This is a genomic window from Streptomyces sp. NPDC002133 (assembly GCF_040296405.1).
Taxonomy (GTDB): Bacteria; Actinomycetota; Actinomycetes; order Streptomycetales; family Streptomycetaceae; genus Streptomyces.
This window is the reverse complement of sequence record NZ_JBEOXF010000011.1, coordinates 1-24733: the sequence shown is the minus strand read 5'-3', so window position 1 is coordinate 24733 and position 24733 is coordinate 1. Positions and strand designations below refer to the sequence as shown.

General features: G+C 72.4%; 21 protein-coding genes. 17 read left to right on the top strand and 4 right to left on the bottom strand.

Going from position 1 to position 24733, the window contains the following annotated elements:
- Positions 1-399 precede the first annotated feature (399 nt).
- From ABT078_RS42690 to holA, 5 genes are all read left to right on the top strand, one after another.
- The gene (locus ABT078_RS42690) at positions 400-1113 is read left to right on the top strand and encodes a ComEA family DNA-binding protein (RefSeq protein WP_502981219.1); all 714 of its coding nucleotides are present in this window, start codon (positions 400-402) and stop codon (positions 1111-1113) included.
- Complete coding sequence (locus tag ABT078_RS14665; RefSeq protein ID WP_351227498.1) at positions 1110-3611, top strand: ComEC/Rec2 family competence protein; 2502 nt, start codon at positions 1110-1112, stop codon at positions 3609-3611. The genes ABT078_RS42690 and ABT078_RS14665 overlap by 4 nt, the downstream gene beginning before the upstream one ends.
- A 220-nt stretch (positions 3612-3831) precedes the next feature.
- A complete protein-coding gene (locus tag ABT078_RS14660) occupies positions 3832-4656 on the top strand; it encodes an arylamine N-acetyltransferase family protein (RefSeq protein ID WP_351227496.1) in 825 nt (274 codons plus the stop codon).
- A 4-nt stretch (positions 4657-4660) separates the two neighbouring features.
- Positions 4661-4906: a hypothetical protein gene (locus ABT078_RS14655; RefSeq protein ID WP_351227494.1), complete on the top strand. Its 246-nt coding sequence runs from the start codon at positions 4661-4663 to the stop codon at positions 4904-4906.
- A gap of 84 nt (positions 4907-4990) precedes the next feature.
- Positions 4991-5977 (top strand): DNA polymerase III subunit delta, encoded by a 987-nt coding sequence (gene holA, locus ABT078_RS14650; protein WP_351227492.1) that lies wholly within the window; start codon positions 4991-4993, stop codon positions 5975-5977.
- A gap of 404 nt (positions 5978-6381) precedes the next feature.
- Here holA and rpsT read toward each other — a convergent pair whose 3' ends face one another.
- Entirely contained in the window at positions 6382-6648 is a 267-nt protein-coding gene (gene rpsT / locus ABT078_RS14645; protein ID WP_351227490.1) for a 30S ribosomal protein S20, read from the bottom strand.
- A 216-nt stretch (positions 6649-6864) separates the two neighbouring features.
- On the opposite strand from rpsT, the gene lepA reads away from it, so the two are divergent.
- From lepA to hemW, 4 genes are all read left to right on the top strand, one after another.
- Positions 6865-8736 (top strand): translation elongation factor 4, encoded by a 1872-nt coding sequence (gene lepA / locus ABT078_RS14640; RefSeq protein ID WP_351227488.1) that lies wholly within the window; start codon positions 6865-6867, stop codon positions 8734-8736.
- Between the two features lie 326 nt (positions 8737-9062).
- A complete protein-coding gene (locus ABT078_RS14635) occupies positions 9063-10952 on the top strand; it encodes an AMP-dependent synthetase/ligase (protein ID WP_351227486.1) in 1890 nt (629 codons plus the stop codon).
- A 552-nt stretch (positions 10953-11504) separates the two neighbouring features.
- Positions 11505-13388 (top strand): SpoIIE family protein phosphatase, encoded by a 1884-nt coding sequence (locus ABT078_RS14630; RefSeq protein ID WP_351227702.1) that lies wholly within the window; start codon positions 11505-11507, stop codon positions 13386-13388.
- Between the two features lie 81 nt (positions 13389-13469).
- Positions 13470-14702 (top strand): radical SAM family heme chaperone HemW, encoded by a 1233-nt coding sequence (gene hemW / locus ABT078_RS14625; RefSeq protein ID WP_351227484.1) that lies wholly within the window; start codon positions 13470-13472, stop codon positions 14700-14702.
- 95 nt (positions 14703-14797) lie between these two features.
- On the opposite strand, the gene ABT078_RS14620 is transcribed toward hemW, so the two are convergent.
- The gene (locus ABT078_RS14620; RefSeq protein WP_351227482.1) at positions 14798-15598 is read right to left on the bottom strand and encodes a DUF3097 domain-containing protein; all 801 of its coding nucleotides are present in this window, start codon (positions 15596-15598) and stop codon (positions 14798-14800) included.
- 10 nt (positions 15599-15608) lie between these two features.
- Positions 15609-16340: an MBL fold metallo-hydrolase gene (locus ABT078_RS14615; RefSeq protein WP_351227480.1), complete on the bottom strand. Its 732-nt coding sequence runs from the start codon at positions 16338-16340 to the stop codon at positions 15609-15611.
- Positions 16341-16560: 220 nt separating this feature from the next.
- Here ABT078_RS14615 and hrcA point away from each other — a divergent pair, with 220 nt between their 5' ends.
- From hrcA to ABT078_RS14595, 4 genes are all read left to right on the top strand, one after another.
- Positions 16561-17577 carry a heat-inducible transcriptional repressor HrcA gene (gene hrcA / locus ABT078_RS14610; RefSeq protein ID WP_351227478.1) on the top strand — a complete coding sequence of 339 codons (1017 nt, stop codon included), beginning with the start codon at positions 16561-16563 and terminating at the stop codon, positions 17575-17577.
- Entirely contained in the window at positions 17577-18719 is a 1143-nt protein-coding gene (gene dnaJ / locus ABT078_RS14605) for a molecular chaperone DnaJ (protein WP_351227476.1), read from the top strand. Before hrcA ends, dnaJ begins: the two co-directional genes overlap by 1 nt.
- Positions 18720-19463: 744 nt before the next feature.
- On the top strand, positions 19464-20537 hold the full coding sequence (locus tag ABT078_RS14600) for a nitronate monooxygenase (RefSeq protein ID WP_351227474.1): 1074 nt from the start codon (positions 19464-19466) through the stop codon (positions 20535-20537).
- A complete protein-coding gene (locus ABT078_RS14595; protein ID WP_351227472.1) occupies positions 20534-21265 on the top strand; it encodes a 16S rRNA (uracil(1498)-N(3))-methyltransferase in 732 nt (243 codons plus the stop codon). The genes ABT078_RS14600 and ABT078_RS14595 overlap by 4 nt, the downstream gene beginning before the upstream one ends.
- On the opposite strand, the gene ABT078_RS14590 is transcribed toward ABT078_RS14595, so the two are convergent.
- Positions 21236-21616, bottom strand: coding sequence for a hypothetical protein (locus ABT078_RS14590; RefSeq protein WP_351227470.1), 381 nt, complete (start codon positions 21614-21616; stop codon positions 21236-21238). The genes ABT078_RS14595 and ABT078_RS14590 overlap by 30 nt on opposite strands.
- A 78-nt stretch (positions 21617-21694) precedes the next feature.
- On the opposite strand from ABT078_RS14590, the gene ABT078_RS14585 reads away from it, so the two are divergent.
- From ABT078_RS14585 to ABT078_RS14570, 4 genes are all read left to right on the top strand, one after another.
- Positions 21695-22159, top strand: a complete 465-nt coding sequence (locus tag ABT078_RS14585) for a hypothetical protein (RefSeq protein ID WP_351227468.1) — start codon at positions 21695-21697, stop codon at positions 22157-22159.
- Between the two features lie 123 nt (positions 22160-22282).
- The gene (locus tag ABT078_RS14580; RefSeq protein ID WP_351227466.1) at positions 22283-22642 is read left to right on the top strand and encodes a histidine triad nucleotide-binding protein; all 360 of its coding nucleotides are present in this window, start codon (positions 22283-22285) and stop codon (positions 22640-22642) included.
- Between the two features lie 6 nt (positions 22643-22648).
- Positions 22649-23557 (top strand): ribonuclease Z, encoded by a 909-nt coding sequence (locus tag ABT078_RS14575; protein WP_351227465.1) that lies wholly within the window; start codon positions 22649-22651, stop codon positions 23555-23557.
- Between the two features lie 19 nt (positions 23558-23576).
- Positions 23577-24575: an adenosine deaminase gene (locus tag ABT078_RS14570; RefSeq protein WP_351227700.1), complete on the top strand. Its 999-nt coding sequence runs from the start codon at positions 23577-23579 to the stop codon at positions 24573-24575.
- Positions 24576-24733: the final 158 nt, after the last annotated feature.

Below are 24733 nucleotides of genomic sequence, written 5' to 3'. Positions count from 1 at the left end.
TTGCGGTCGACACGACAGAGCCCGGCAGCCACCTCGTCGATCCCCTCGCCGGACGCGAGGCCGTCGCCGTCGCCGGCACCGTCCCAGTCTCTGTCCCGGTCGTCGCAGTCGGCATCGGGATCGGTTCTGCGGCGGCGTGCGGACGCGCTGTTCCATGCGCCGGGCATTGGCGCCACAGCCGACGGGCCGGCGTCGGCGGGCCCGCAGGGTCGAGAGACACCGGGAGCGCCGGGAGCGCCGGGAGCACGGGAGGCGCCGCGAGCGCAGGCGGGACCGGAAGCACAGGTGGCGCCGCGCGCGCCTGGAACACCGGGAGAGACGACGGCAGGGCCCCGGTCGCTGCCCCGGCCGTCTGAGCCCGAGCGGGACGATCCGGGGCGGTCCACGCCCGAGCTATCCGTGCGCGAGCGTGGACGGCTCGCGCTGCGGGAGCGGCTGCCCCTGTGGGTCCAGCTGAGATGCGGCTTGGAGCCGAGGACCCTGGCGGCGCTGGCGGTCGTGCTGGTGTTCGGCGTCGGGTTTGCCGTGCAGCACTTCTGGGCCGGTCGGCCGGAGCCGGTGCGGGCCCCGGAGCTGGTCCGGGAGGGCCGTCCGGCTCCGGCCGCGCCGGTCGGGCCGGAGCCGGAGCCCACGCCCGGACCGCTGCCCCCGGCGAGGCCGCCCACGGCCGGGACCGGCGCGCGGATCGTCGTCGATGTGAGTGGCAGGGTACGGCGGCCGGGAGTGCTCCGGCTGCCCGCCGGTTCACGGGTCGAGGACGCCCTGCGTGCGGCGGGCGGCGTCAAGGCCGGTACGGACATCACCGGGCTCAACCGGGCCAGGGTGCTCATGGACGGCGAACAGGTGATCGTGGGTGTCCCTCCGGGGATGGGTACGCCTGCTCCGGGACAGGCGGGCGGTGCCGCGACCGGACCGGCCGCGGGGCCGATCAGCCTGAACTCCGCGACGGCCGAGCAGCTCGACACCCTGCCGGGCGTCGGACCGGTGCTCGCCCAGCACATCGTCGACTACCGCACCGAGCACGGCGGTTTCCGTTCCGTGGACGAGCTCCGCGAGGTCAAGGGGATCGGCGAGCGCCGATTCGCGGACCTTCAGACCTTGGTGCGGCCATGACGCCCCCGGACGTTCACACCGGGGCCGGGCACCGGCTCGGCACGTCCGACCCCCGGCAGGAAGGTCCGCTCGACCTCCGCCTGGTCCTCCCCGCACTGGCGGCATGGGGTGCGGCAGCCGTCGCCCTGGCCGCACGACCGCCCTGGCCGGCCACGATGGTGGTGCTGTGCCTCGCCTCGGCCGCGCTGCTCCTCGTGCCTGTGCTGGTGCGAGCCGTACGACGGCGGTCCCGGCCCGGCTCGGGGAACCGCGTCGCAGCCGCCGCGGTGCTCCTCTGCGCCGCCGCGGGTGCGGCGGCGGGCGGGCTGCGCGGAGCGGATCTGTACCGGGGGCCGGTGCCGGATGCGGCGCGCCAGTACGGCCGCCTCACCGTGGAGCTGACGGTCACGGGCGATCCGCGCACGATCCGGCCGCGTGTCCGGGGCAACCACATGACGGGAGCGGCGGTCGCTCTGGAAGCGAAGGTCACCAGGGTGACCAGGTCCGACGGGTCCGCCGTCGCCACCAGGGCACCGGTCCTGGTGATCGCGAGGCCGGGTGCGGCGGCCGGGGAGTGGTTACGGCTGCTGCCCTCGACGCGGCTGGGTCTGTCCGCCAGGTCCGAGCCGCCGCTGGAAGGGGAAGGCAGGTTCGCCGCCGTTCTGAGGGTGCCGGGCGCAGGGCCGCCCCGTGTCACCGGTCCGCCGACGGAGCTGCAGCGGACGGCCGGGAAGCTGCGTGCCGGGCTGCGCCGGGCGACCGACGGACTCGAACCGGACGCCCGTGCGCTGCTCCCCGGACTGGTCGTCGGCGACACCTCCCGTATCGGGCCGGAGCTGCATGACGCCTTCCAGGCGACGGATCTCACCCATTTGCTGGCCGTTTCGGGCAGCAACCTCACTCTCGTCCTGTTCCTGCTCATCGGTCCTCCCGGCACGGCCCTGCGGGCGGAACGTGGCGGGCTGGCACCCAGGTTGGGCATCTCGCTCCGGACGACGGCGCTGCTCGGCGGTGCGCTCACGATCGCCTTCGTGGTGGTGTGCAGACCCGACCCGAGTGTGCTCAGGGCAGCGGCCTGCGGCCTGATCACCCTGCTCGCCGTCGGAACGGGCCGCCGCAGATCACTGGTTCCGGCCCTCGCCGGGGCGGTGCTGCTGCTCGTGCTGTACGACCCGTGGCTGGCCCGCACCTATGGCTTCCTGCTGTCGGTGCTGGCCACGACCGCCCTGCTGACCATCGCCCCGCGCTGGAGCGAGGCGCTGCGGCGGCGCGGCGTGCCGGGGCGGCCGGCGGAGGCCCTCGCAGCGGCTGCCGCGGCGCAGGTGCTGTGCGCCCCGGTGGTTGCCGTGTTCGCGGCGCGGGTCAGCCTCGTGGCGATCCCCTGCAACCTGTTCGCCGAGCTCGCGGTCGCGCCCGCCACGGTCCTGGGTTTCGCGTCGCTCGCCCTGGCTCCGGTGGCCATGCCCGTGGCCGAGGTGGTGGCCCGGTGCGCGGGCTGGCCGGCCGAGTGGATCGCCGGGGTCGCCCGTGCGGGCGCGGCGCTGCCCGGCGCCGAGGTGGACTGGCCGGGCGGCTGGCGCGGCGGGCTGCTGCTCGCCGCGGTCAGCGCGGCGGCGGTCCTGGCCGTGCGCGTGCTGGCCCGCCACCCCTGGCCGGCCGCCGCCTGTGTCCTGCTGCTTCTGCTGGCGGTGGTGCGCCCCGCGCCGCTCACCCGGATCGTCACCGGATGGCCGCCGCCGGGATGGGCGTTCGCGATGTGCGACGTGGGACAGGGCGACGCCACGGTGCTCGCGGCAGCGGACGGCACGGCGGTGGTCGTGGACGCCGGGCCGGACCCGCTGCTCACCGACCGGTGCCTGCGGGAGCTGGGCGTCACGCGCATTCCGCTCCTGCTGCTGACGCACTTTCACGCCGACCATGTGGCGGGGCTGTCGGGGGCGCTGCGTGGCAGGGCGGTCGGAGCGGTACAGACGACGACGCTCGAGGAGCCGCACGACCAGGCGGCGTTCGTGCGGCGCACGGCGGCCGAGGCCGGTGTGCCGGTCGTCCGCGCGGCGCCGGGGGAGCGGCGCCGCGTGGGCCGGCTGGACTGGCGTGTGCTGTGGCCGGCGCCCGGACCGGGGCCTCCGCCGGAAGGGCCGAACGACGCCAGCGTGGTGTTGCTCGTGCGGGCCGCGGAGGGCCCCTCGCTGCTCCTCCTGGGAGATGTCGAACCGCCCGCCCAGCAGGGGCTGATACGGGCCCACCCGGCGCTGCCGCCGGTGGACGTCCTCAAGGTCGCCCACCACGGCTCGGCGTTCCAGCACCCCGGCCTGCTGGCGGCCACCCGGCCGCGGCTGGCGCTGATCTCCTGCGGACACGACAACCCGTACGGCCATCCCTCGCCCCGTACCGTCGGCGCGCTGCGGGCCCATGGGGCGGCCGTGCTCCGTACGGACAGGGACGGAGCGATCGCGGTGACCGGGGCGGGCGTGGAGCTGCGCGCCGTGGCGCGGGGCGCTGCCCCGTCCGGGCAGTGACCACCGCACGTGAGCAGTGGCCGGCCTGCTCGTTCTCCTGTCGGCCGCTTCACCACGAAAGGAGCGAACCTGATGAACGCCCACGCAGCAGGGGACCGCGCCGCAACGCCGGGCGCGGGCCCGAGGCCGCGCTGGGGGCGGCCGACGGAGATCCCTCCGCCGAGCGGCCTAGGACCAGTGGCGCATGGTGTATCCGTGCATCTCCGGCAAGACTGCGTTCATGGACACCCGACCGCAGTCGCCGCCGCCGAAGACCGTCGACGCCTACCTCCGCCGCATCGGAGCCACTCGCCCCGAGCGGGCGGACGCCGAGGCGCTGCGCGATCTGCAACTGCGGCACCTGCTCTCCGTACCGTTCGAGAATCTCTCGATCCATCTGGGCGAGAACCTGGTCCTGGAGGACAAGCCGCTCCTCGACAAGGTCGTGGAAGCCCGCCGCGGCGGCTTCTGCTACGAACTCAACGGCGCCTTCGCGGCGTTGCTGCGCGGCCTCGGCTTCGGCGTCACCCTGCTCCAGGGCCGGGTGTTCGGGAAGCACGGGCGGCTCGGCATCCCGTACGACCACCTCACCCTGCGCGTGGAGACCGTGGACGACACGGGCCCTTGGCTGGCCGACGTGGGGTTCGGCGACCAGAGTCACCACCCGCTCCTGCTGGAGGAGCGGGGCGAGCAGCGCGATCCGGCGGGTACGTTCCGGATCGCCGAGGCGCCCGAGGGGGATCTCGACGTACTGCGGGACGGCAAGCCGCAGTTCCGGGTGGACCGGCGTCCGCGTGTGCTGGCGGACTTCGAGGCGGGTGCCTGGTACCACCGCTCCTCGCCCGCCTCCCACTTCACGCAGTCCCTCGTCTGCTCCCGGCTCACCGAGGACGGCAGGATCACCCTGTCCGGCCGGAAGCTGGTGGCGACGGTGCACGGCGAGCGGGAGGAGCGGCAGCTCGGGGACGACACGGAGGTACTGGCCGCCTACCGGGACCACTTCGGTCTGGTGCTCGACCGGGTCCCCCAGGTGCGTCGGGCGGGCAGTGGGGCACCGGCACAATAGGCCGGTGGACGATGTGAGACATGTGCTGGTGCTGCCCGACCGCGACGCCGCGGAGGAGGTGGCCGGGGCGGTGGGGGAGCGTTTCGGGGTGCCCGAGGAGCCCCAGCTGTTCCGGGACGCGCTGGCCGGCGAGGACGACGCCGAGGACGCCCAGTGGCTGGTCGTCGTGGAGGACCCGGAGGGCCGGCTCGACGCGGCCGAGCTGGACGAGTTCGTCGCGGACTGGGACGGCTGGCGCGAGGCGCAGTAGCGAACAGGTGCGCCGGGCCGGGGCACCGTCCGGGGCCACCGGCGGACCGCGGAGTGTCGGTGCCCCGTGCGATGCTGGACCGCGATGGCCACCAGGAAGAACACGAACGACGATCCCCTCGCCCCCCTCACGCTCGCCGTGGGCCAGGAGGACCTGCTGCTGGACCGTGCCGTGCGGCAGGTCGTCGCTGCCGCCAGGGCCGCCGATCCCGACACGGACGTCCGCGACCTCGCCCCGGAGCAGCTCCAGCCCGGCACGCTCGCCGAGCTGACGAGCCCCTCACTATTCGCGGAGCGCAAGGTCGTCGTCGTGCGGAACGCGCAGGATCTGTCCGCCGACACGATCAAGGACGTCAAGGCGTATCTCGACGCGCCGGTCGAGGAGATCACGCTGGTGCTGCTCCATGCCGGCGGTGCCAAGGGCAAGGGCCTGCTGGACGCGGCCCGCAAGGCCGGCGCACGTGAGGTGGCATGCCCCAAGACGACGAAGCCGGCGGAGCGGCTGACGTTCGTGCGGTCCGAGTTCCGTGCGCTGGGCCGGTCCGCGACGCCCGAGGCGTGCCAGGCACTCGTGGACTCCATCGGCAGCGACCTGCGGGAGCTGGCGAGCGCGGTGTCGCAGCTCGTGGCGGATGTCGAGGGGACGATCGACGAGGCCGTCGTCGGCCGGTACTACACAGGGCGAGCGGAGGCGTCCAGCTTCACGGTCGCCGACCGGGCGGTGGAGGGCCGTGCCGCGGAGGCGCTGGAGGCGCTGCGCTGGTCCCTGTCGACCGGCGTCGCGCCGGTGCTGATCACCAGCGCCCTGGCGCAGGGGGTGCGGGCGATCGGCAAGCTCTCGTCGGCGCGGGGCGGCCGGCCGGCCGACCTTGCGCGCGAGCTCGGCATGCCGCCGTGGAAGATCGACCGGGTCCGGCAGCAGATGCGTGGCTGGACGCCGGACGGGGTGGCGATCGCCCTGCGGGCGGTGGCCGAGGCGGATGCGGGCGTCAAGGGGGGCGGCGACGATCCCGAGTACGCACTGGAGAAAGCGGTGGTGACGGTGGCGAGGGCGGCGCGGCTGCGCCGGTAGGCGGTGGCTCCGGCCTCCTGCCTGCGGCCAGGGGCCACGACCGGATGCGGGAGCTGCACGGCCCCGCACACCCTACGCACCCCCCACACCCCACGCGCCCTGCACACGACAACACCCCACACGGTCCCCGCCCTGCACTCCGACCGCACCCCGTCGCCCGCGCAGGGCGCACACGTCGAAGGCCCCGGCCTCGCCCTGGGGAAGGGCGAGGCCGGGGCCTTCGACGTAAGACGGTGGACTCGCACCCGCGTGGCGAACGCAGGCCGCGTGCGAGTCCGGGGGTGCCGGTCAGGGACGGATGAGAGGGCCCGTCTGGTCCGTTCCGGCGATCAAGTCGTCCGGCGTGTCACCCCGTGGGGTTTTGCCGGGGTCCGGGGGTCGCCCCCCGGGCTTACAGGGAGTGCTCAGCCCTGGAGGGAGGCAACCTTGGCCGCCAGCGCCGACTTCTTGTTGGCGGCGGCGTTCTTGTGGATGACACCCTTCGAGACAGCCTTGTCGAGCTTGCGGGAGGCCTCGCGAGCGGCCACGGTGGCCTTCTCGAGGTCACCCGCGGCGGCAGCCTCACGGGCCTTGCGGATCGCGGTCTTGAGCGACGACTTGACGGCCTTGTTGCGCAGGCGCGCCTTCTCGTTCGTCTTGTTCCGCTTGATCTGGGACTTGATGTTCGCCACGAAAGAGCCTTTTCAGGTTCGATGATCTTCAGAGGTGTGACTCGCGGCCGAGAGGGCGTACGAGACACAGCTGCCCAGGCTAGCAGTCGCCGTCGGACCGGCCCAAACCGAGCATCGGGCGGCAGCCATGGGACGATGGACACTGCGTATCGATCCGACATCGCCCGACATCGACCCGAGACACGAGCGCCCGGCGCTCAAGAATCAGGACCCTGCGTGCCCGCGACCCCTACCCATGTGCCCGAGCCGAGCCGTACCGCCCCGGCTCTGATCCGCAACTTCTGCATCATCGCGCACATCGACCACGGCAAGTCCACGCTTGCCGACCGGATGCTTCAGCTCACCGGTGTGGTCGAGCAGCGGCAGATGCGCGCTCAGTACCTCGACCGTATGGACATCGAGCGTGAGCGCGGTATCACGATCAAGTCCCAGGCGGTACGTCTGCCCTGGGCGCCCACCACGGGCGAGGGCCAGGGCAAGACCCACATCCTCAACATGATCGACACTCCGGGCCACGTCGACTTCACGTACGAGGTGTCCCGCTCCCTCGCCGCCTGCGAGGGCACGATCCTGCTGGTGGACGCCGCCCAGGGCATCGAGGCGCAGACCCTCGCCAACCTCTACCTGGCGATGGAGAACGACCTCACCATCGTCCCGGTCCTCAACAAGATCGACCTGCCGGCCGCGCAGCCCGAGAAGTTCTCCGAGGAGCTCGCGAACCTCATCGGCTGCGACCCGTCGGACGTGCTGAAGGTCTCGGCCAAGACGGGCCTGGGCGTCGAAGCCCTGCTGGACCGTGTGGTCAAGGACGTTCCCGCCCCGGTCGGCGTCCAGGACGCCCCGGCCCGCGCGATGATCTTCGACTCCGTCTACGACTCCTACCGCGGCGTCGTCACGTACGTACGCGTCATCGACGGCCAGCTCAACAAGCGCGAGCGCATCCGGATGATGTCCACCGGCGCCACGCACGAGCTGCTGGAGATCGGCACCAACTCCCCGGAGATGCTCGCGGCCGACGGCCTCGCCGTCGGTGAGGTCGGCTACCTCATCACCGGTGTGAAGGACGTCCGCCAGTCCAAGGTCGGTGACACCATCACGACCCTGCACAAGGGCGCAACCGAGGCACTCGGCGGCTACAAGGACCCCAAGCCGATGGTGTTCTCGGGCCTCTATCCGCTGGACGGCTCGGACTACCCCGAGCTGCGCGACGCCCTGGACAAGCTGCAGCTCAACGACGCCGCGCTCGTCTACGAGCCGGAGACCTCCGCGGCCCTCGGCTTCGGCTTCCGCGTCGGCTTCCTCGGCCTGCTCCACCTCGATGTGATCCGCGAGCGGCTGGAGCGCGAGTTCGGCCTCGACCTGATCGCGACCGCGCCCAACGTGGTCTACCGGGTGGTCATGGAGGACGGCAGCGAGCACACCGTCACCAACCCGAGCGAGTTCCCCGAGGGCAAGATCGATGAGGTGTACGAGCCGGTCGTCCGGGCCACGATCCTCGCCCCCAGCGAGTTCATCGGCTCGATCATGGAGCTCTGCCAGAATCGCCGGGGCACGCTGCTCGGCATGGACTACCTCTCCGAGGACCGGGTCGAGATCCGCTACACCCTCCCGCTCGCCGAGATCGTTTTCGACTTCTTCGACCAGCTGAAGTCCAAGACCCGCGGTTACGCGTCCCTGGACTACGAGCCCACCGGCGAGCAGGTCTCCAGCCTGGTCAAGGTCGACATCCTGCTGCACGGCGACAAGGTGGACGCGTTCTCCGCCATCACGCACAAGGACGCGGCGTACGCGTACGGCGTGCGGCTCGTCGCCAAGCTCAGGGAGCTGATCCCGCGGCAGGCCTTCGAGGTGCCCATCCAGGCGGCCGTCGGTTCCCGGGTCATCGCCCGCGAGACGATCCGCGCCATCCGCAAGGACGTGCTCGCCAAGTGCTACGGCGGTGACATCTCCCGTAAGCGGAAGCTGCTGGAGAAGCAGAAGGAGGGCAAGAAGCGGATGAAGATGGTCGGTTCTGTGGAGGTTCCGCAGGAGGCCTTCATCGCCGTGCTCTCCAGCGACGACTCCGCCGGCGGCAAGGCGAAGAAGTAGGAAGCAGGAGTACGGGCGAAGACGGGAAGCGGAACGGCGGGAAAGCTTCGCAGAAGTGGCGAAGTGGAAGCGCCGGGGTAGCCCAGAAGCACCAACCGCCCCATTTGCCTGATCCATCCCGGGAGCCCCTGCGCTGCGGCGCGGGGGCTCCTTCGTTATCAAGCGGCAGCCCGCAGCCTCTTACGTGGCGGAGCGCGGCGCTCTACCCTGATCTCGCTCGAGGGGTTACTCGTGAGTTAAGCAGCTGTGACCAGTCGTGCAATCAGAGTCAGTCGTGCAGTCAAAGCCAGTCGTGCAGCAACGCCGCAGCAGGCCCGGAGGATGTCGTGACCGACACACAGACCCAGATCGAGAACCGACCGCCCTCCGTGGCGACCCTCTTCGTCCAGCGCGTGGCGGCGACTCCCGATGCGGAGGCGTACCGCTACCCGGTCCCTTCCGCCACCGGTCAGGGGCCCGATGACTGGAAGTCGCTGAGCTGGGGCGAAGCCGCCGAGCGTGTGTACGCCATTGCGGCCGGACTGATCGACCTGGGCGTGCAGCCCGAGGAGCGGGTGGCGCTGGCCTCCTCCACCCGGGTGGAGTGGATCCTCGCCGACCTCGGCATCCTCTGCGCGGGAGCGGCCACGACGACCGTCTACCCCCAGACCAACGCCGAGGAGTCGGCGTACATCCTCTCCGACTCGGAGAGCCGTGTGCTCGTGGCCGAGGACGCGGCCCAGCTGGCCAAGGCCCGCGAGAAGCGCACCGAGATGCCGCACCTCCAGCACGTCGTCGTGATCGACCCCGCGGGTGCCGAGCCGGCCGAGGGCGACCCCGAGGGCTGGGTGGTCTCCCTCGCCGACCTCGAGGCGCGCGGCGCGGACTATCTCGCCAGGCACCCGAGCGCGGTCAAGGAGCGAGTCGAGGCGATCACCTCCGAGCAGCTCGCCACCCTCATCTACACGTCGGGCACCACCGGCCGCCCCAAGGGCGTCCGCCTGCCGCACGACAACTGGTCGTACATGGCCAAGGCGATCGCAGCGACCGGCCTCGTCACCCAGGACGACGTCCAGTACCTGTGGCTGCCGCTCGCCCACGTCTTCGGCAAGGTGCTGACCTCCGGCCAGATCGAGGTCGGCCATGTCACCGCCGTCGACGGCCGCGTCGACAAGATCATCGAGAATCTGCCGGTCGTCCAGCCGACCTACATGGCGGCCGTGCCCCGCATCTTCGAGAAGGTCTACAACGGCGTGGCCGCCAAGGCGCGCGCAGGCGGCGCCGCCAAGTACAAGATCTTCCAGTGGGCCGCGGGGGTCGCGCGCGCGTACGCCAAGGAGTCGCAGGACAACTTCCGCCGCACCGGCACGGCTTCGGTCTCCTTCGGTCTCACCGCCAAGCACAAGATCGCCGACGCGCTCGTCTACTCCAAGCTCCGCGAGGCCTTCGGCGGCCGGCTGCGCGCCGCCGTCTCCGGCTCCGCGGCCCTCGCGCCCGAGATCGGCTTCTTCTTCGCCGGCGCCGGCATCCATATCCTGGAGGGATACGGCCTGACCGAATCCAGCGCCGCCTCCTTCGTCAACCCGGGCGAGGCCTACCGCATCGGCACCGTCGGCAAGCCCGTGCCCGGCTGTGAGGTCCGTATCGCGGACGACGGCGAGATCCTGCTCCGCGGCCCCGGCATCATGCAGGGCTACCACAGGCTGCCCGAGAAGACCGCGGAAGTCCTGGAGTCCGACGGCTGGTTCCACACCGGTGACATCGGCGAACTGTCGGCCGACGGCTATCTGAAGATCACCGACCGCAAGAAGGACCTCATCAAGACCTCCGGCGGCAAATACATCGCCCCGGCCGAGGTCGAGGGCCGGTTCAAGGCCGTCTGCCCGTTCGTCTCCAACATCCTGGTCCACGGCGCGGACCGGAACTTCTGCACCGCCCTGATCGCCCTGGACGAGCCGGCCATCCTCGGCTGGGCCAAGGAGAACGGCCTCGACGGCAAGTCCTACGCCGAGGTCGTCGCGGCCCCGCAGACCGAACAGCTCATCGAAGGCTACGTGAAGCGCCTCAACGAGGGCCTGCAGCGCTGGCAGACCGTCAAGAAGTTCCGCCTGCTGCCGCGTGACCTCGACATCGAGCACGGCGAGCTGACGCCCAGTCTGAAGCTGAAGCGGCCGGTCGTGGAGCGCGAGTACAAGGACCTCATCGAGTCGATGTACGAGGGCTCGCGGGAGGCGTAGCCACGCGCGAGGCGCAGAACCGCGGAAGCGCAGAACCGCGGAAGCACGGAAGCGTAGAACCGCGGAAGCACGGAAGCGTAGAACCGCGGAAGCGCAGAACCGCGGAAGCACGGAAGCGTAGAACCGCGGAAGCGCAGAGACGCGTGGGCCGAGGCGGCGCAGGGGTGTGTCCTCCGCGCCGGCCGGCCCGCAGCCGACCCCCGTACGGCCCCTGGGCGCCCCGTGCGGGGGTTTCCTCGTCCTGGCACAGTGCGGCACCGGCACGCCCCGTGCCGGTGCCGCACTGCGGTCCTGCGGCCCGAGGTCGCTGCCGTCCGCGGTGGCGAGGCGCGGTGGCCTGCGGCGCGGATCGAAGACCCTCCCCGTGTGCGCACCAGCGCGTTTCGGGCCGCCCCGGCGGCTCGCATACCGTCTCCGGGGTAGGGTCGTGACCTCCGAGTTCGATGACTCGCCGCTTACGGGCGGCCTCTTTCTGTCACTCTGTCCGTGTCGTCAGTCGCCCGTGGGGCGACGCCAGAGCCGGACAGGAGCCGCAGCGTGGGGTCTGTTCCGATGCAGCAGGAGACCACTCACCGGTCGGTGCACCTCATCTCGCCGCGCGGCGACGCGCGGGCCGCGGCGCGCACCAGCCTGCCCGGCAATCCGCTGGCGGCGTCCGCCGCGCGGCGGTTCGTGCGGGCGGCGCTCGCCGACTGGACGCGGCTCGGAATGGTGGCCACGCGGGGTGCGGACCGGCTGGCCGACGACGCCGTGCTCGTCGTGAGCGAACTCGTGACCAACGCCGTCGTGCACGCGGGGACCACCGTGGAGGTGGCCGTACGGCTCGACGGGCCGAGCGAGGACGACCCCGCCTCGCTGGTCGTCGAGGTGTCGGACCACCATCCGGCGCGGGCCGTACGGAGCGACGCCCCGGACCCGGGGGCCGCGTCCGGGGAGCCGGAGTACGGGCGTGGGCTCCAGCTCGTCGCCGCGCTGGCCGCGTCCTGGGGGATCACCTACCGACCCGGGCTGAAGGCGGTGTGGGCGCGCCTGGCGCTCGACGGGCGCGGGGCCGCGGGAATGGCACAGCGCGGGCTGCGGGCCGCCGAGATCCTCGCTCCGGCGCCGCGCAGGGCCGTGCGGGACGACCGGGACTGGACGGGCCGCGGGGCGTTGTCGTTTCTCGCCGAGGCGTCCGACCTGCTCGCCGGGCAGCTCGACGAGGACATGGTCGCGGCGCTGGCCGGCCAGTTGCTGGTGCCGCGGCTCGCCGACTGGTGCGCGGTGTGGCTGGACGGCGAGGCGGGGCCCGTGCCCAGGCTGGCCAAGGTCTGGCACGCGGACGAGTCCGCCACCGAGAGTCTGCACGCGGTCCTGGCCAAGGACCCGCCCCGGCCGGCGGACGACGCACGCGGTGCAGCCGTGACCGTCCCCGTGGCATGGCCACCCGAGGCAGCCTCGGTCCGGGAACGGAACGCCGTCGCGGTCCGGCTGACCGCCGGCGCCCGGCCCGTGGGCACCCTGCTGCTCGGCCGCGAAGGTTCGCCGGACGGCCGCGCAGGCGTCCCCGGCGAAGCGACCGCGCTGATCGAGGACTTCGCCCGCCGCGTCGGCCTCGCGATCGGCGCCGCCCGCGCGTACACCCGCCAGGCCACCATCAGCCGGGTGCTCCAGCGCGGTCTGCTGCCCGCCCAGGTCGCGCAGATCCCCGGCGTCGACAGCTCCCTCGTGTACGAGCCGAGCGACGAGGGCCTCGCGGGCGGCGACTTCTACGACATCTTCCCGGCGGGCAGCGGCGGCCGCTGGTGCTTCATGCTCGGCGACGTCCAGGGCAGCGGCCCGGAGGCCGCCGTCGTCACCGGCCTCGCCCGCCCCTGGCTGCGCCTGCTCGCCCGCGAGGGCTACCAGGTCGGCCAGGTCCTCGACCGGCTCAACGGGCTGCTCCTCGACGACGCCATGGAGGCCGCCGAGGCGGCGGCACTCATGGTCGCGGGCCCCGCGACCGCGAGCGCCCACCACGGCACGCACGACGGCCCGCAGTCGCGCTTCCTGTCCCTCCTGTACGGGGAGCTCACCCCGCTCCCCGACGGCGTCGGCGTCCGCTGCACCCTCGCCTGCGCGGGCCACCCGCTCCCGCTGCTGCTGCGCCCGGACGGCACGGTCCGCCCGGCGGCCGCGTCACAGCTGCTCCTCGGAGTCGTCGAGGACGCCGCGTACGAGAGCCAGACCTTCGACCTCGAGCCGGGCGACACGTTGCTCTGCGTCACGGACGGGGTCACCGAGCGGCGCTCCGGGCAGCGGATGTTCGACGACGGCGACGGGCTGGCGCGGGCGCTGACGGAATGCGTGGGGCTCACGGCCCAGGGTGTCGCCGACCGGATAAGGCAGGCCGTGCACACATTCGCCGACGCCCCGCCGGACGACGATCTCGCGCTGCTGGTGCTGCAGGCGCGCTGAACGCCTGCCGGCCGTGAACGCCGGGATCGCCGGCGAACGCGGCTGTCCGGCACGCTCCGCACGTAGCGGACAATGGGGCGTATGCCCTCCGTACTGCCTGATGGTGAGCCCATGCCCCTCGACGGGGCGCTGCCCGCGCACGCCCTCACGGGCGCCGACGACCGGCCCCTCGGGTTCTATCTGCATGTTCCGTACTGCGCCACGCGCTGCGGCTACTGCGACTTCAACACCTACACGGCGACCGAGCTGCGCGGCAGCGGCGGCGTGCTGGCGTCCCGCGACAACTACGCGGACACGCTGATCGAGGAGATCCGGCTCGCCCGCAAGGTCCTCGGCGACGATCCCCGCCCGGTGCGGACGCTCTTCGTGGGCGGCGGTACGCCCACCCTCCTCGCCGCCGCCGATCTCGTACGGATGCTGGGGGCGGTGCGTGACGAGTTCGGTCTCGCGGACGACGCCGAGATCACGACGGAGGCGAACCCCGAGTCGGTGGACCCCGCGTATCTGGCGGAGCTGCGCGCCGGGGGCTTCAACAGGGTGTCCTTCGGGATGCAGAGCGCCCGGCAGCACGTACTGAAGGTGCTCGACCGTACGCACACTCCGGGGCGGCCCGAAGCGTGCGTCGCGGAGGCGCGGGCGGCGGGCTTCGAGCACGTCAACCTGGACCTCATCTACGGCACGCCGGGCGAGAGCGACGACGACTGGCGGGCGTCGCTGGACGCGGCGATCGGGGCGGGGCCCGACCACGTGAGTGCGTACGCGCTGATCGTGGAGGAGGGCACGCAGCTGGCGCGGCGGATCAGGCGCGGCGAGGTGCCGATGACGGACGACGACGTGCACGCGGACCGGTATCTGATCGCCGACGAGGTGCTGTCCGGGGCGGGCTTCGACTGGTACGAGGTGTCGAACTGGGCCACCTCGGAGGCGGGGCGCTGTCTGCACAACGAGCTGTACTGGCGCGGGGCCGACTGGTGGGGCGCCGGGCCGGGCGCGCACAGCCATGTGGGCGGGGTGCGGTGGTGGAACGTGAAGCATCCCGGCGCGTATGCGGGAGCGCTGGGTGAGGGGCGCTCGCCCGGGGCCGGGCGGGAGGTCCTGGCGGAGGAGGACCGGCGCGTGGAGCGGGTGCTGCTGGAGCTGCGGCTGCGGGAGGGGTGTCCGCTGTCGCTCCTCAAGCCGGAGGGGCGCGCGGCGTCGCGCCGGGCGCTGGCGGACGGGCTGCTGGAGGCCGGGCCGTACGAGGACGGGCGCGCCGTCCTCACCCTGCGCGGGCGGCTCCTGGCGGACGCGGTGGTGCGGGACCTGGTGGACTGAGCGGCCACGGCGCCGGACCCGGGCCTCCGGGCCCGGGGGGTCTTGTCGACGGCACCGCTGCCGTTGCGCCCCAGCGGAGCGACTGCCCACCACGGTTACCCGGTCACGAAGTCGATCAGCTCTTCCACCCTCCCCAGCAGCGCCGGTTCCAGGTCCTTGTAGCTGGTCACCCGCGACAGGATGTGCTGCCAGGCCGCGCCCGTGTTGTCCGGCCAGCCCAGGGCGCGGCAGATGCCCGTCTTCCAGTCCTGGCCGTGCGGGACGGAGGGCCAGGCCGGGATGCCCAGCGAGGAGGGCTTCACCGCCTCCCACACGTCGATGTACGGGTGGCCGACCACCAGGACGTGCGGGTCCGTGACCGACGCGGCGACACGGGACTCCTTCGAGCCCGGGACCAGATGGTCCACCAGCACGCCCAGGCGGGCGTCGGCCGACGGGGAGAAGTCCGCGACGATGGACGGCAGGTCGTCGATGCCTTCCAGGTACTCGACGACCACGCCCTCGATGCGCAGGTCGTCGCCCCACACCTTCTCGACCAGCTCGGCGTCGTGACGGCCCTCCACATAGATGCGGCCCGCGCGGGCCACCCGGGCGCGGACGCCGGGCACCGCGACCGAGCCGGAGGCGGTACGGGTGGGCCGTGCGGGAGCGCCGGAGGCGGGCCGGACGAGAGTGACGACCCTGCCCTCCAGCAGGAAGCCGCGCGGCTCCAGCGGGAACACCCGGTGCTTGCCGAAGCGGTCCTCCAGCGTCACCGTCCCCGCCTCACAGCGGATCACCGCGCCGCAGAACCCGGTGGAGACCTCCTCGACGACCAGGTCCGGCTCGGCAGTGACCTCCGGAACGGGGGCGGACCGCTTCCACGGCGGGGTCAGGTCCGGGTTGTAGCTGCGCATTGGGCAGACGCTACGACACCGTGAACCGCCGGGCCAGCTCGTCCCGTTGGGCGCGTACGAATGCGGCGTCCACCACCGCCCCGTGCCCCGGTACGTACACCGCGTCCTCCCCGCCCAGCGAGAGCAGCCGGTCCAGGGCCGCGGGCCAGCGGGAGGGGATCGCGTCCGGGCCCGCCTGGGGGTCTCCGGACTCCTCCACCAGGTCGCCGCAGAAGACGACCTCCGGTCCGGTCGCCGTGCCCGGCACCAGCAGGGCCAGGTCGTGGCCCGAGTGGCCCGGGCCGACGTTCGCGAGCAGGACCTGCCGGCCACCGAGGTCCAGCGTCCACTCGCCGGAGACGACATGCTGCGGCGGCACCAGCACATCCGTGGCCTGCGCCGCGTCGGCGGGCGCCACTCCGTGGCGGACGGCGTCGTCGCGGAGCACGTCCCGGTCCCGGACGAGCAGGTCGTCGACGCCCACCGCGCCGTACACGTGCGCCGCCGAGAACGCCGCCGTGCCCAGGACGTGATCGAAGTGCGGGTGGCTGAGCGCGATATGGGTCACACGACGGCCGCCGAGGAGGGTCTGGATCTGGGCCCGGAGTTCGGCGCCCTCGCGGAGCGTCGAGCCGGTGTCGTACAGGAGGACCGAGTCGTTCCCGACCACAACTCCGGCCGTCGCGTCCCAGATCGGCAGGCGGCGCCGGCCGACGCCGTCGGCGAGCCGTTCCCAGCCGAAGTCTTCCCAACCGACGTCCATACGGCGACGCTATCCCGGACGACCAGCGGCGTCCCTTCGACAGGGTGCCCGGCCGCCCTTGCTCGGGTTGTACCCACCGGCCGTACACTGGCCCGGGGAGGGCTGGCACTCCGAAGCAGTGAGTGCCAAGCGACCAGGCCGAGCAGCAAGGCCGAACAGTAGGGCCGAACGGCAAGGCAAGACCGACGAACCCGCCGATGATCAGCTGGAGGTGCGCGCGATGCTCAGCGAACGCAGACTCGAAGTCTTGCGCGCCATCGTCCAGGACTATGTCGGCACCGAGGAGCCCGTCGGCTCCAAGGCTCTCACCGAGCGCCACAAGCTCGGTGTGTCGCCCGCCACCGTGCGTAACGACATGGCGGTGCTGGAGGAGGAAGGGTTCATCGCCCAGCCCCACACCAGCGCCGGCCGGATCCCGACGGACAAGGGCTACCGGCTCTTCGTCGACAAACTGGCCGGCGTCAAGCCGCTGTCCACGCCCGAGCGGCGCGCGATCCAGAACTTCCTCGACGGAGCCGTCGACCTCGACGACGTGGTGGCCCGTACGGTACGGCTGCTCGCGCAGCTGACCCGCCAGGTCGCGGTCGTCCAGTACCCGTCGCTGACCCGCTCGACCGTGCGGCACGTGGAGCTGTTGTCGCTGGCGCCCGCACGCCTGATGCTCGTGCTGATCACGGACACCGGGCGGGTCGAGCAACGGCATGTGGACTGCCCGGCTCCGTTCGGCGAGACCTCGCTGGCGGATCTGCGGGCCCGGTTGAACAGCCGGGTGGTGGGCCGCCGGTTCACGGATGTGCCGCAGCTGGTGCAGGACCTCCCCGAGTCGTTCGAACTCGACGACCGGGGTACCGTCTCCGTCGTGCTCTCGACTCTTCTCGAAACCCTCGTGGAGGAGACCGAGGAGCGGCTGATGATCGGCGGCACCGCCAATCTGACGCGCTTCGCACACGACTTCCCGCTCACGATCCGGCCCGTGCTGGAGGCGCTGGAGGAGCAGGTCGTGCTGCTGAAGCTGCTCGGCAATGCCAAGGACTCGGGCATGACCGTACGTATCGGGCACGAGAACGCCCATGAGGGCCTCACCTCCACGTCCGTCGTCGCGGTCGGCTACGGTTCGGGCGACGAGGCAGTCGCCAAACTCGGCGTGGTCGGACCGACCCGCATGGACTACCCCGGAACGATGGGAGCGGTACGCGCAGTGGCACGTTACGTCGGACAGATCCTGGCGGAGTCGTAGTGGCCACGGACTATTACGCCGTACTCGGCGTGCGTCGCGACGCATCGCAGGACGAGATCAAGAAGGCCTTCCGGCGGCTGGCTCGGGAGCTCCACCCGGATGTGAATCCGGACCCGAAGACGCAGGAGCGCTTCAAGGAGATCAACGCCGCCTACGAGGTGCTGTCCGACCCGCAGAAGAAGCAGGTCTACGACCTCGGCGGCGACCCGCTGTCCGCGTCCGGCGGTGCCGGCGCGGGTGCCGGAGGCTTCGGCGCGGGCGGCTTCGGGAACTTCTCGGACATCATGGACGCCTTCTTCGGTACGGCGTCCCAGCGAGGGCCCAGGTCGCGGACTCGGCGCGGGCAGGACGCGATGATCCGGCTGGAGATCGACCTCAACGAGGCGGCCTTCGGCACGACGAAGGACATCCAGGTCGACACCGCTGTCGTGTGTACGACCTGCTCGGGCGAGGGTGCGGCGCCGGGGACCTCGGCGCAGACATGTGACATGTGCCGGGGCCGCGGTGAGGTCTCCCAGGTCACCCGGTCCTTCCTGGGCCAGGTCATGACGTCCCGCCCCTGCCCGCAGTGCCAGGGCTTCGGGACCGTCGTCCCGACGCCGTGCCCGGAGTGTGCGGGCGACGGCCGGGTGCGTTCGCGTCGCACGTTGACCGTGAAGATCCCCGCCGGTGTCGACAACGGCACCCGCATCCAGCTCGCCGGCGAGGGCGAGGTCGGGCCCGGTGGCGGCCCTGCCGGTGATCTGTACGTCGAGATCCACGAGGTGCCGCATCAGGTCTTCCAGCGGCGTGGCGACGATCTGCACTGCACGGTGACGATTCCGATGACCGCGGGCGCGCTCGGCACGAAGGTGCCGCTGGAGACGCTGGACGGGATGGAGGAGGTCGACATCCGCCCCGGGACCCAGTCCGGGCAGTCGATCCCGCTGCACGGGCGCGGCATCACGCACCTGCGGGGCGGGGGCCGTGGTGACCTCATCGTCCACGTCGAGGTGCAGACGCCGTCGAAGCTGGATCCGGAGCAGGAGCGGTTGCTGCGGGAGCTGGCGAAGCTGCGGGGCGAGGAGCGGCCGCTGGGGCAGTTCCAGCCGGGGCAGCAGGGGTTGTTCAGCCGCCTCAAGGACGCGTTCAACGGCAGGTGAGGGGGTCGCCCCCGCATCTGGCTCCCCCTACGGGGGAGTGGTGGGCGGGGTGGGGGATTCTTCCCCCACCCCGCCCCTTCCCGTAACCGGGGGCTCCGCCACAGCCCCCTGCCGGGGAAGACTCATGGGGCCTGAGGCCCCCGCCCCCGCCGCCCGCTTCGCGCCGCGGACCAGAGGGTTGTGGGCATGGGGTCCGCAGGCGTGACGTGCTTGCCTTCCTCCAGCCTTCTGCTGGGGAGGCTCACGGGGCCCGATGGTCCCCCGTGCCGCCGCCCGCTTCGCGGCGCGAGCCACCCTGGCGCCCCCGCCGCCCGCTTCGCGCCGCGGACCAGAGGGTTGTGGGCATGGGGTCCGCAGGCGTGACGTGCCTGCACTCCTCCAGCCTTCTGCTGGGAAGGCTCACGGGGCCCGATGGTCCCCCGCCCCGCCGCGTGCTTCGCGGCTGGGGACCAGGGGTCCCCGCGCGCCCATCCGTTGTGGGCATGCGTTCCGCGTGGGCCCCAGGACGAAGTCCTAGGGGGAGGAACGGGTGGGCACAACCGGCACAACCCCCGGTGCCGGACGCCTGTGGGTGTGGGCTCGCCCCGTCGGGCCCGTCGTCACCTCCGCCGGAGGCACCGCGGCCTGGGTCCACCCCGTCAGGCCGACGGGCCTGCGTGTCCGAGGCGCCATGGGCGTGTGCGCGCGGGCACACCGGGGAGGGTGGGGTTCGGTCAGGGCCGTGGGACGTGGCACGATGCGGGCATGTCCTCCGCGCTGACCGATCTCTGTCGTCACCCGATCGTGCAGGCCCCCATGGCCGGTGGCGCTTCCTGCCCCCAGCTCACCGCCGCGGTGAGCGAGGCCGGCGGGCTCGGTTTCCTCGCCGCGGGGTACAAGACCGCGGACGGTATGTACCAGGAGATCAAACAGGTCCGCGGGCTCACCGGCCGCCCCTTCGGGGTCAACCTCTTCATGCCGCAGCCGCACTACGCCGACCCGGCCACCGTCGACGTCTACCGCCATCAGCTCGCCGGTGAGGCGCGCTGGTACGACACCCCGCTCGGCGACCCCGAGGCCGGACGGGACGACGGCTACGAGGCCAAGCTGGCCATCCTGCGCGACGACCCCGTGCCCGTCGTGTCGTTCACCTTCGGCTGCCCCACCCAGGACACCGTCACCGCCCTCAAGCGCGCCGGCACGTTCACCGTCATCACCGTCACCACGCCCGACGAGGCCCAGGCCGCCCACAACGCGGGCGCCGACGCCATCTGTGTGCAGGGCGTCGAGGCCGGCGGTCACCAGGGCTCGCACCGGGACGACCCCGGCACCGACGGCAGCGGCATCGGGCTCCTCGCCCTGATCACGCTGATCCGGGAGTCCGTGCAGCTCCCGATGATCGCGGCCGGCGGGATCATGCGCGGCAGCCAGATCGCCGCCGTCCTGACCGCCGGGGCCGACGCCGCCCAGCTCGGCACCGCGTTCCTCGTCTGCCCCGAGTCCGGCGCGAACGCGCTGCACAAGCAGGCGATGACCAACCCGCTGTTCACCAGGACGGAGCTGACCCGCGCCTTCTCGGGCCGTCCCGCCCGCGGGCTCGTCAACCGCTTCATGCGCGAGCACGGGCCGTACGCCCCCGCCGCCTACCCCGAGGTCCACCACCTCACCTCCGGTCTGCGCAAGGCCGCCGCGAAGGCGGGCGACGCACAGGGCATGGCCCTCTGGGCCGGGCAGGGCCACCGCCTGGCCCGCGAACTGCCCGCCGGGCGGCTCGTCGAGGTCCTTGCCGCCGAGATGCACGCCGCGAGCGCCGCCCTCGCCCTGCGGGACGCCTCATGACCGCGCCCGTCTTCCTCGTCGACCACGTCCACGCCGGGACCGTCACCCTCGACGGGCCCGAGGGCCGGCATGCCGTCTCCGTACGCCGCCTCCGCGTCGGCGAGGAGATCGTCCTCACCGACGGGCGCGGCACCGGCGGCTACGGCGCCGTCGCCGCCGTCGAGGGCAAGGACCGGCTCGACGTCACCGTCACCGAGCTCCGCCACGACCCCGAGCCCGCGCCGCGTATCACCGTCGTCCAGGCGCTGCCCAAGGGCGACCGTGGCGAACTGGCCGTCGAGACCATGACCGAGACCGGCGTCGACGCGATCGTGCCGTGGGCCGCCGCCCGCTGCATCACCCAGTGGAAGGGCGACCGCGGTACGAAGTCCCTCGCGAAGTGGCGCGCCACCGCTCGTGAGGCGGGCAAGCAGTCCCGCCGCCTCCGCTTCCCGGAGGTCGCGGACGCCGCGACGACCAAGCAGGTCGGGGAGCTTCTCTCCGACGCCGACTTCGCTGCAGTGCTCCACGAGGAGGGCGCCGAGCCCCTGGCCACCGCCGCGCTCCCCACGACCGGCGACATCGTGCTCGTGGTCGGGCCCGAAGGGGGCGTGTCCCCGGAGGAGTTGGCCGCGTTCGCGGAGGCGGGCGCGAAGCCGTACCGACTCGGCCGGAGCGTCCTGCGCACCTCCACCGCCGGGACGGCGGCCGCGGCGCTGCTACTGGGCCGTACCGGCCGCTGGTCCTGACGCGGCAGCGGTACGCCCCACCAGCGCGTCGAAGAGCTGCCAGCCGTCGATCTCGGCCGGCGCCGTGAACCCGGCCGCCAGCGCCTCGTCCAGCAACTGCCGTACGGCGCCGGGCTCGTGCAGATTCAGCCAGTCGCCGCCGCGGACGCCGACCGAACCCGCGTCCCAGTAGCCTCCGGACACGATCCGTCCGGGCCCGTCCCGGAACTCGATCCGCAGCCGCACGCCCGTCCCCTCACGCGTGAGCGACAGCGCCTTGTGGCAGGTCCCGTCGCGGTGCCCGTGCCTCAGCGACCAGAGCCACACGTCGTCACCGACGGTCAGCCTGCGCACTCTGCGGTCGTTGCCCATGAGCCCCACCGTACGCGTCGCGTTGTGGCCGCAAGCGGTCTACCGCGGCTGAGGAGCGGTGGCACGCTGCCGCCGCTCATGGGCGCGTACAGACATGTACTGGCAGCGATCGGACCGGCCGGTGCGGCGGCCGTCGGCACCGCGGCCTGCGAGCCCGGCACCGGCGGGCTGAGCACGATGGTGGTGTCCTGCACGACGGACACCACCGGCACCAGAGCGCTCGAGCGTGCCGGCGTCGATGAGCGATGGCTCAGCTGTACGAGCACGCTCAACTCCACGACCACGGCCTCCCCTTCACCGCCGAGCGTCGCCACCGTCGACTGCGAGGGCGAGACCGGCGACGGCACGGAGATCACCCTCACCGGCAAGGTCACCCAGGAGGTCGGCGGCCGCTGCGTACGCGGCGACCTCACCGCGAAGGCCGGCACGCGCACCGCCTTCCGCGCCGACGTCCTCGGCGACTGCGCGGCCCCCGTCCGGCCCCCAGCCGGGACCCCGCCCCCGGACACGGCGCACCCCGCCCCACGGTCACCGTCACCGTGACGGTCACGGAAACCCGCACGCCCGGCAAGTAGCCACGCCCGCCCGCTGCGCCCCGCGGCGATAGCATGCGCCCATACTGATCGTCGTGAGTCGTGAGTCATGAGTGGTGAAGGGGCCCGGACCATGGCGGGAGAACCGCAAGCCGACTGCCTGTTCTGCAAGATCGTCGCGGGGGAGGTGCCGGCCACCGTCGTCCGGGAGTCCGAGACGACCGTCGCCTTCCGTGACATCAACCCGCAGGCACCGACCCATGTGCTCGTGATCCCCAAGGTGCACTACCCGGACGCCGCCTCGCTCGCCGCGGCCGAGCCCCTGGTCGTCGCCGACATACTGCGCGAGGCGGGCGAGGTCGCCGCCCAGGACAAGGTGGACGGCACCGGCTTCCGCGTCGTCTTCAACACCGGTTCGGGCGCAGGCCAGACCGTCTTCCACGCGCATCTCCACGTCCTCGGCGGCCGCGGCTTCAACTGGCCGCCGGGATAGCCACTCATGTCCGTACGAGAACTGGTCGTGCTCGGCACCGCCAGCCAGGTCCCCACCCGGCACCGCAACCACAACGGCTATCTGCTGCGCTGGGACGGCGAAGGCATCCTCTTCGACCCGGGTGAGGGCACCCAGCGGCAGATGCTGCGCGCGGGCGTCGCCGCGCACGACATCAACCGGATCTGCGTCACCCACTTCCACGGCGACCACTCCCTCGGCCTCGCCGGGGTGATCCAGCGCATCAACCTCGACCAGGTCCCGCACCCGGTCACCGCGCACTACCCGAAGAGCGGGCAGCGCTACTTCAACCACCTCCGGTACGCCACGGCCTACCGCGAGTCGGTCCCGCTGACCGAGGCCCCGGTCGCCGACGGCGGCGTACTCGCCACCACCTCCGCCTACACCCTCGAGGCGCGTCGCCTCTCCCACCCCGTCGAGTCGTTCGGCTACCGGCTCACCGAACCCGACGGGCGCCGCATGCTGCCCGAGCGGCTCGCCGCGCACGGTATCAAGGGCCCCGACGTGGGCCGCATCCAGCGCGACGGGGAACTCGGCGGCGTCACCCTCGAGGACGTCAGCGAGGTCCGTCGCGGACAGCGCTTCGCCTTCGTCATGGACACCCGCCTCTGCGACGGGGCGTACGAACTCGCCGAGGGCTGCGACATGCTCGTCATCGAGTCGACCTTCCTCGACGACGACCACCGGCTCGCGACCGACCACGGTCACCTCACCGCGGGCCAGGCGGCGCGGGTGGCCCGCGACTCAGGCGTACGGCACCTCGTCCTGACGCACTTCTCCCAGCGCTACAGCGAACCCGAGGAGTTCGAGCGCCAGGCCCGGGCAGCGGGCTTCGACGGCGAACTCTCGGTGGCCCGGGACCTCGTCCGGGTCCCCGTACCCAAACGCGAACTCTGAGCGAGCACCGATGCCTCTTCTGTCCCTCCCCAAGGCCGAACTGCACCTCCACATCGAGGGCACTCTCGAACCCGAACTCGCCTTCGCCCTCGCCGAGCGCAACGGCGTCGACCTCCCGTACGCGGGAGCCGAGGACCTGCGCAAGGCGTATCTCTTCAGCGACCTGCAGTCCTTCCTCGACCTCTACTACGGCCTGATGGCGGTCCTGAGGACCCCGGAGGACTTCGCCGAACTCGCCGACGCCTACCTCGCCAGGGCCGCCGCCCAGGGTGTACGGCACGCCGAGATCTTCTTCGACCCCCAGGCGCACACCGCCAGGGACGTCCCCGTCGGCACCGTGATCGAGGGACTCGCGCACGCGCTCGACCGCAGCGAGGAGCGGCACGGCATCTCCACGCAGCTGATCATGTGCTTCCTGCGGGACGAGTCCGCCGAGTCCGCGATGGCCACGCTCGACTCCGCGAAGCCCTTCCTCCACCACATCAGCGGAGTCGGCCTCGACTCTGCCGAGGTGGGTCATCCGCCCGCCAAGTTCCGCGAGGTGTACGCCGCGGCCGAGTCTCTGGGCCTGCGCAAGGTCGCCCATGCCGGCGAGGAGGGCCCGCCCGCGTACATCACGGAGGCCCTGGACGTCCTCGGCGTCGAGCGCATCGACCACGGCCTGCGCGCCATGGAGGACCCCGGCCTCGTCGAACGGCTCGCCCGCGACCGGATCCCCCTCACGCTCTGCCCGCTCTCGAACGTCCGCCTGCGCGCCGTCGACACCCTGGAGGACCACCCGCTGCGCGCGATGATGGACGCCGGACTGCTCGTGACGGTCAACTCCGACGACCCCGCGTACTTCGGCGGCTACGTCGGCGACACCTTCCACGCGGTCCGCGAGGCCCTGTCCCTCAGCCAGGACCAGCTGCGCGAACTGGCCCGCAACTCCTTCCGGGCGGCGTTCCTCGACCACGACGAGCAGCGACGTGAGAGGTACCTCGCGGAGGTGGAGTCGTACGACTTCGACGCGGACTGACGCCGGGCGGTCCGCCGCCGTCCGGAGTCAGGACGCGAGCGCCTTCGACGCGCGGTCGCGCAGGGGGCGCCGTCTGCCGCGCACGGGTGCCGGCACGGGGATCTCGGCCACCGCCTGCTCCGGCGCGCCGATCTGCGGCACGCGGGCGCCCGACGAGG

Coding starts and splice junctions, on each gene's coding strand:
- ABT078_RS14620 (WP_351227482.1), bottom strand. CDS start 15,598: ATGCGCAGCTACAACCCGGACCTGACCCCGCCGTGGAAGCGGTCCGCC.
- ABT078_RS14595 (WP_351227472.1), top strand. CDS start 20,534: ATGACCGCGCCCGTCTTCCTCGTCGACCACGTCCACGCCGGGACCGTC.
- ABT078_RS14585 (WP_351227468.1), top strand. CDS start 21,695: ATGGGCGCGTACAGACATGTACTGGCAGCGATCGGACCGGCCGGTGCG.
- ABT078_RS14575 (WP_351227465.1), top strand. CDS start 22,649: ATGTCCGTACGAGAACTGGTCGTGCTCGGCACCGCCAGCCAGGTCCCC.
- ABT078_RS14665 (WP_351227498.1), top strand. CDS start 1,110: ATGACGCCCCCGGACGTTCACACCGGGGCCGGGCACCGGCTCGGCACG.
- hemW (WP_351227484.1), top strand. CDS start 13,470: ATGCCCTCCGTACTGCCTGATGGTGAGCCCATGCCCCTCGACGGGGCG.
- holA (WP_351227492.1), top strand. CDS start 4,991: ATGGCCACCAGGAAGAACACGAACGACGATCCCCTCGCCCCCCTCACG.
- ABT078_RS14660 (WP_351227496.1), top strand. CDS start 3,832: ATGGACACCCGACCGCAGTCGCCGCCGCCGAAGACCGTCGACGCCTAC.
- ABT078_RS14580 (WP_351227466.1), top strand. CDS start 22,283: ATGGCGGGAGAACCGCAAGCCGACTGCCTGTTCTGCAAGATCGTCGCG.
- hrcA (WP_351227478.1), top strand. CDS start 16,561: ATGCTCAGCGAACGCAGACTCGAAGTCTTGCGCGCCATCGTCCAGGAC.
- ABT078_RS14590 (WP_351227470.1), bottom strand. CDS start 21,616: ATGGGCAACGACCGCAGAGTGCGCAGGCTGACCGTCGGTGACGACGTG.
- ABT078_RS14615 (WP_351227480.1), bottom strand. CDS start 16,340: ATGGACGTCGGTTGGGAAGACTTCGGCTGGGAACGGCTCGCCGACGGC.
- ABT078_RS14630 (WP_351227702.1), top strand. CDS start 11,505: ATGCAGCAGGAGACCACTCACCGGTCGGTGCACCTCATCTCGCCGCGC.
- ABT078_RS14600 (WP_351227474.1), top strand. CDS start 19,464: ATGTCCTCCGCGCTGACCGATCTCTGTCGTCACCCGATCGTGCAGGCC.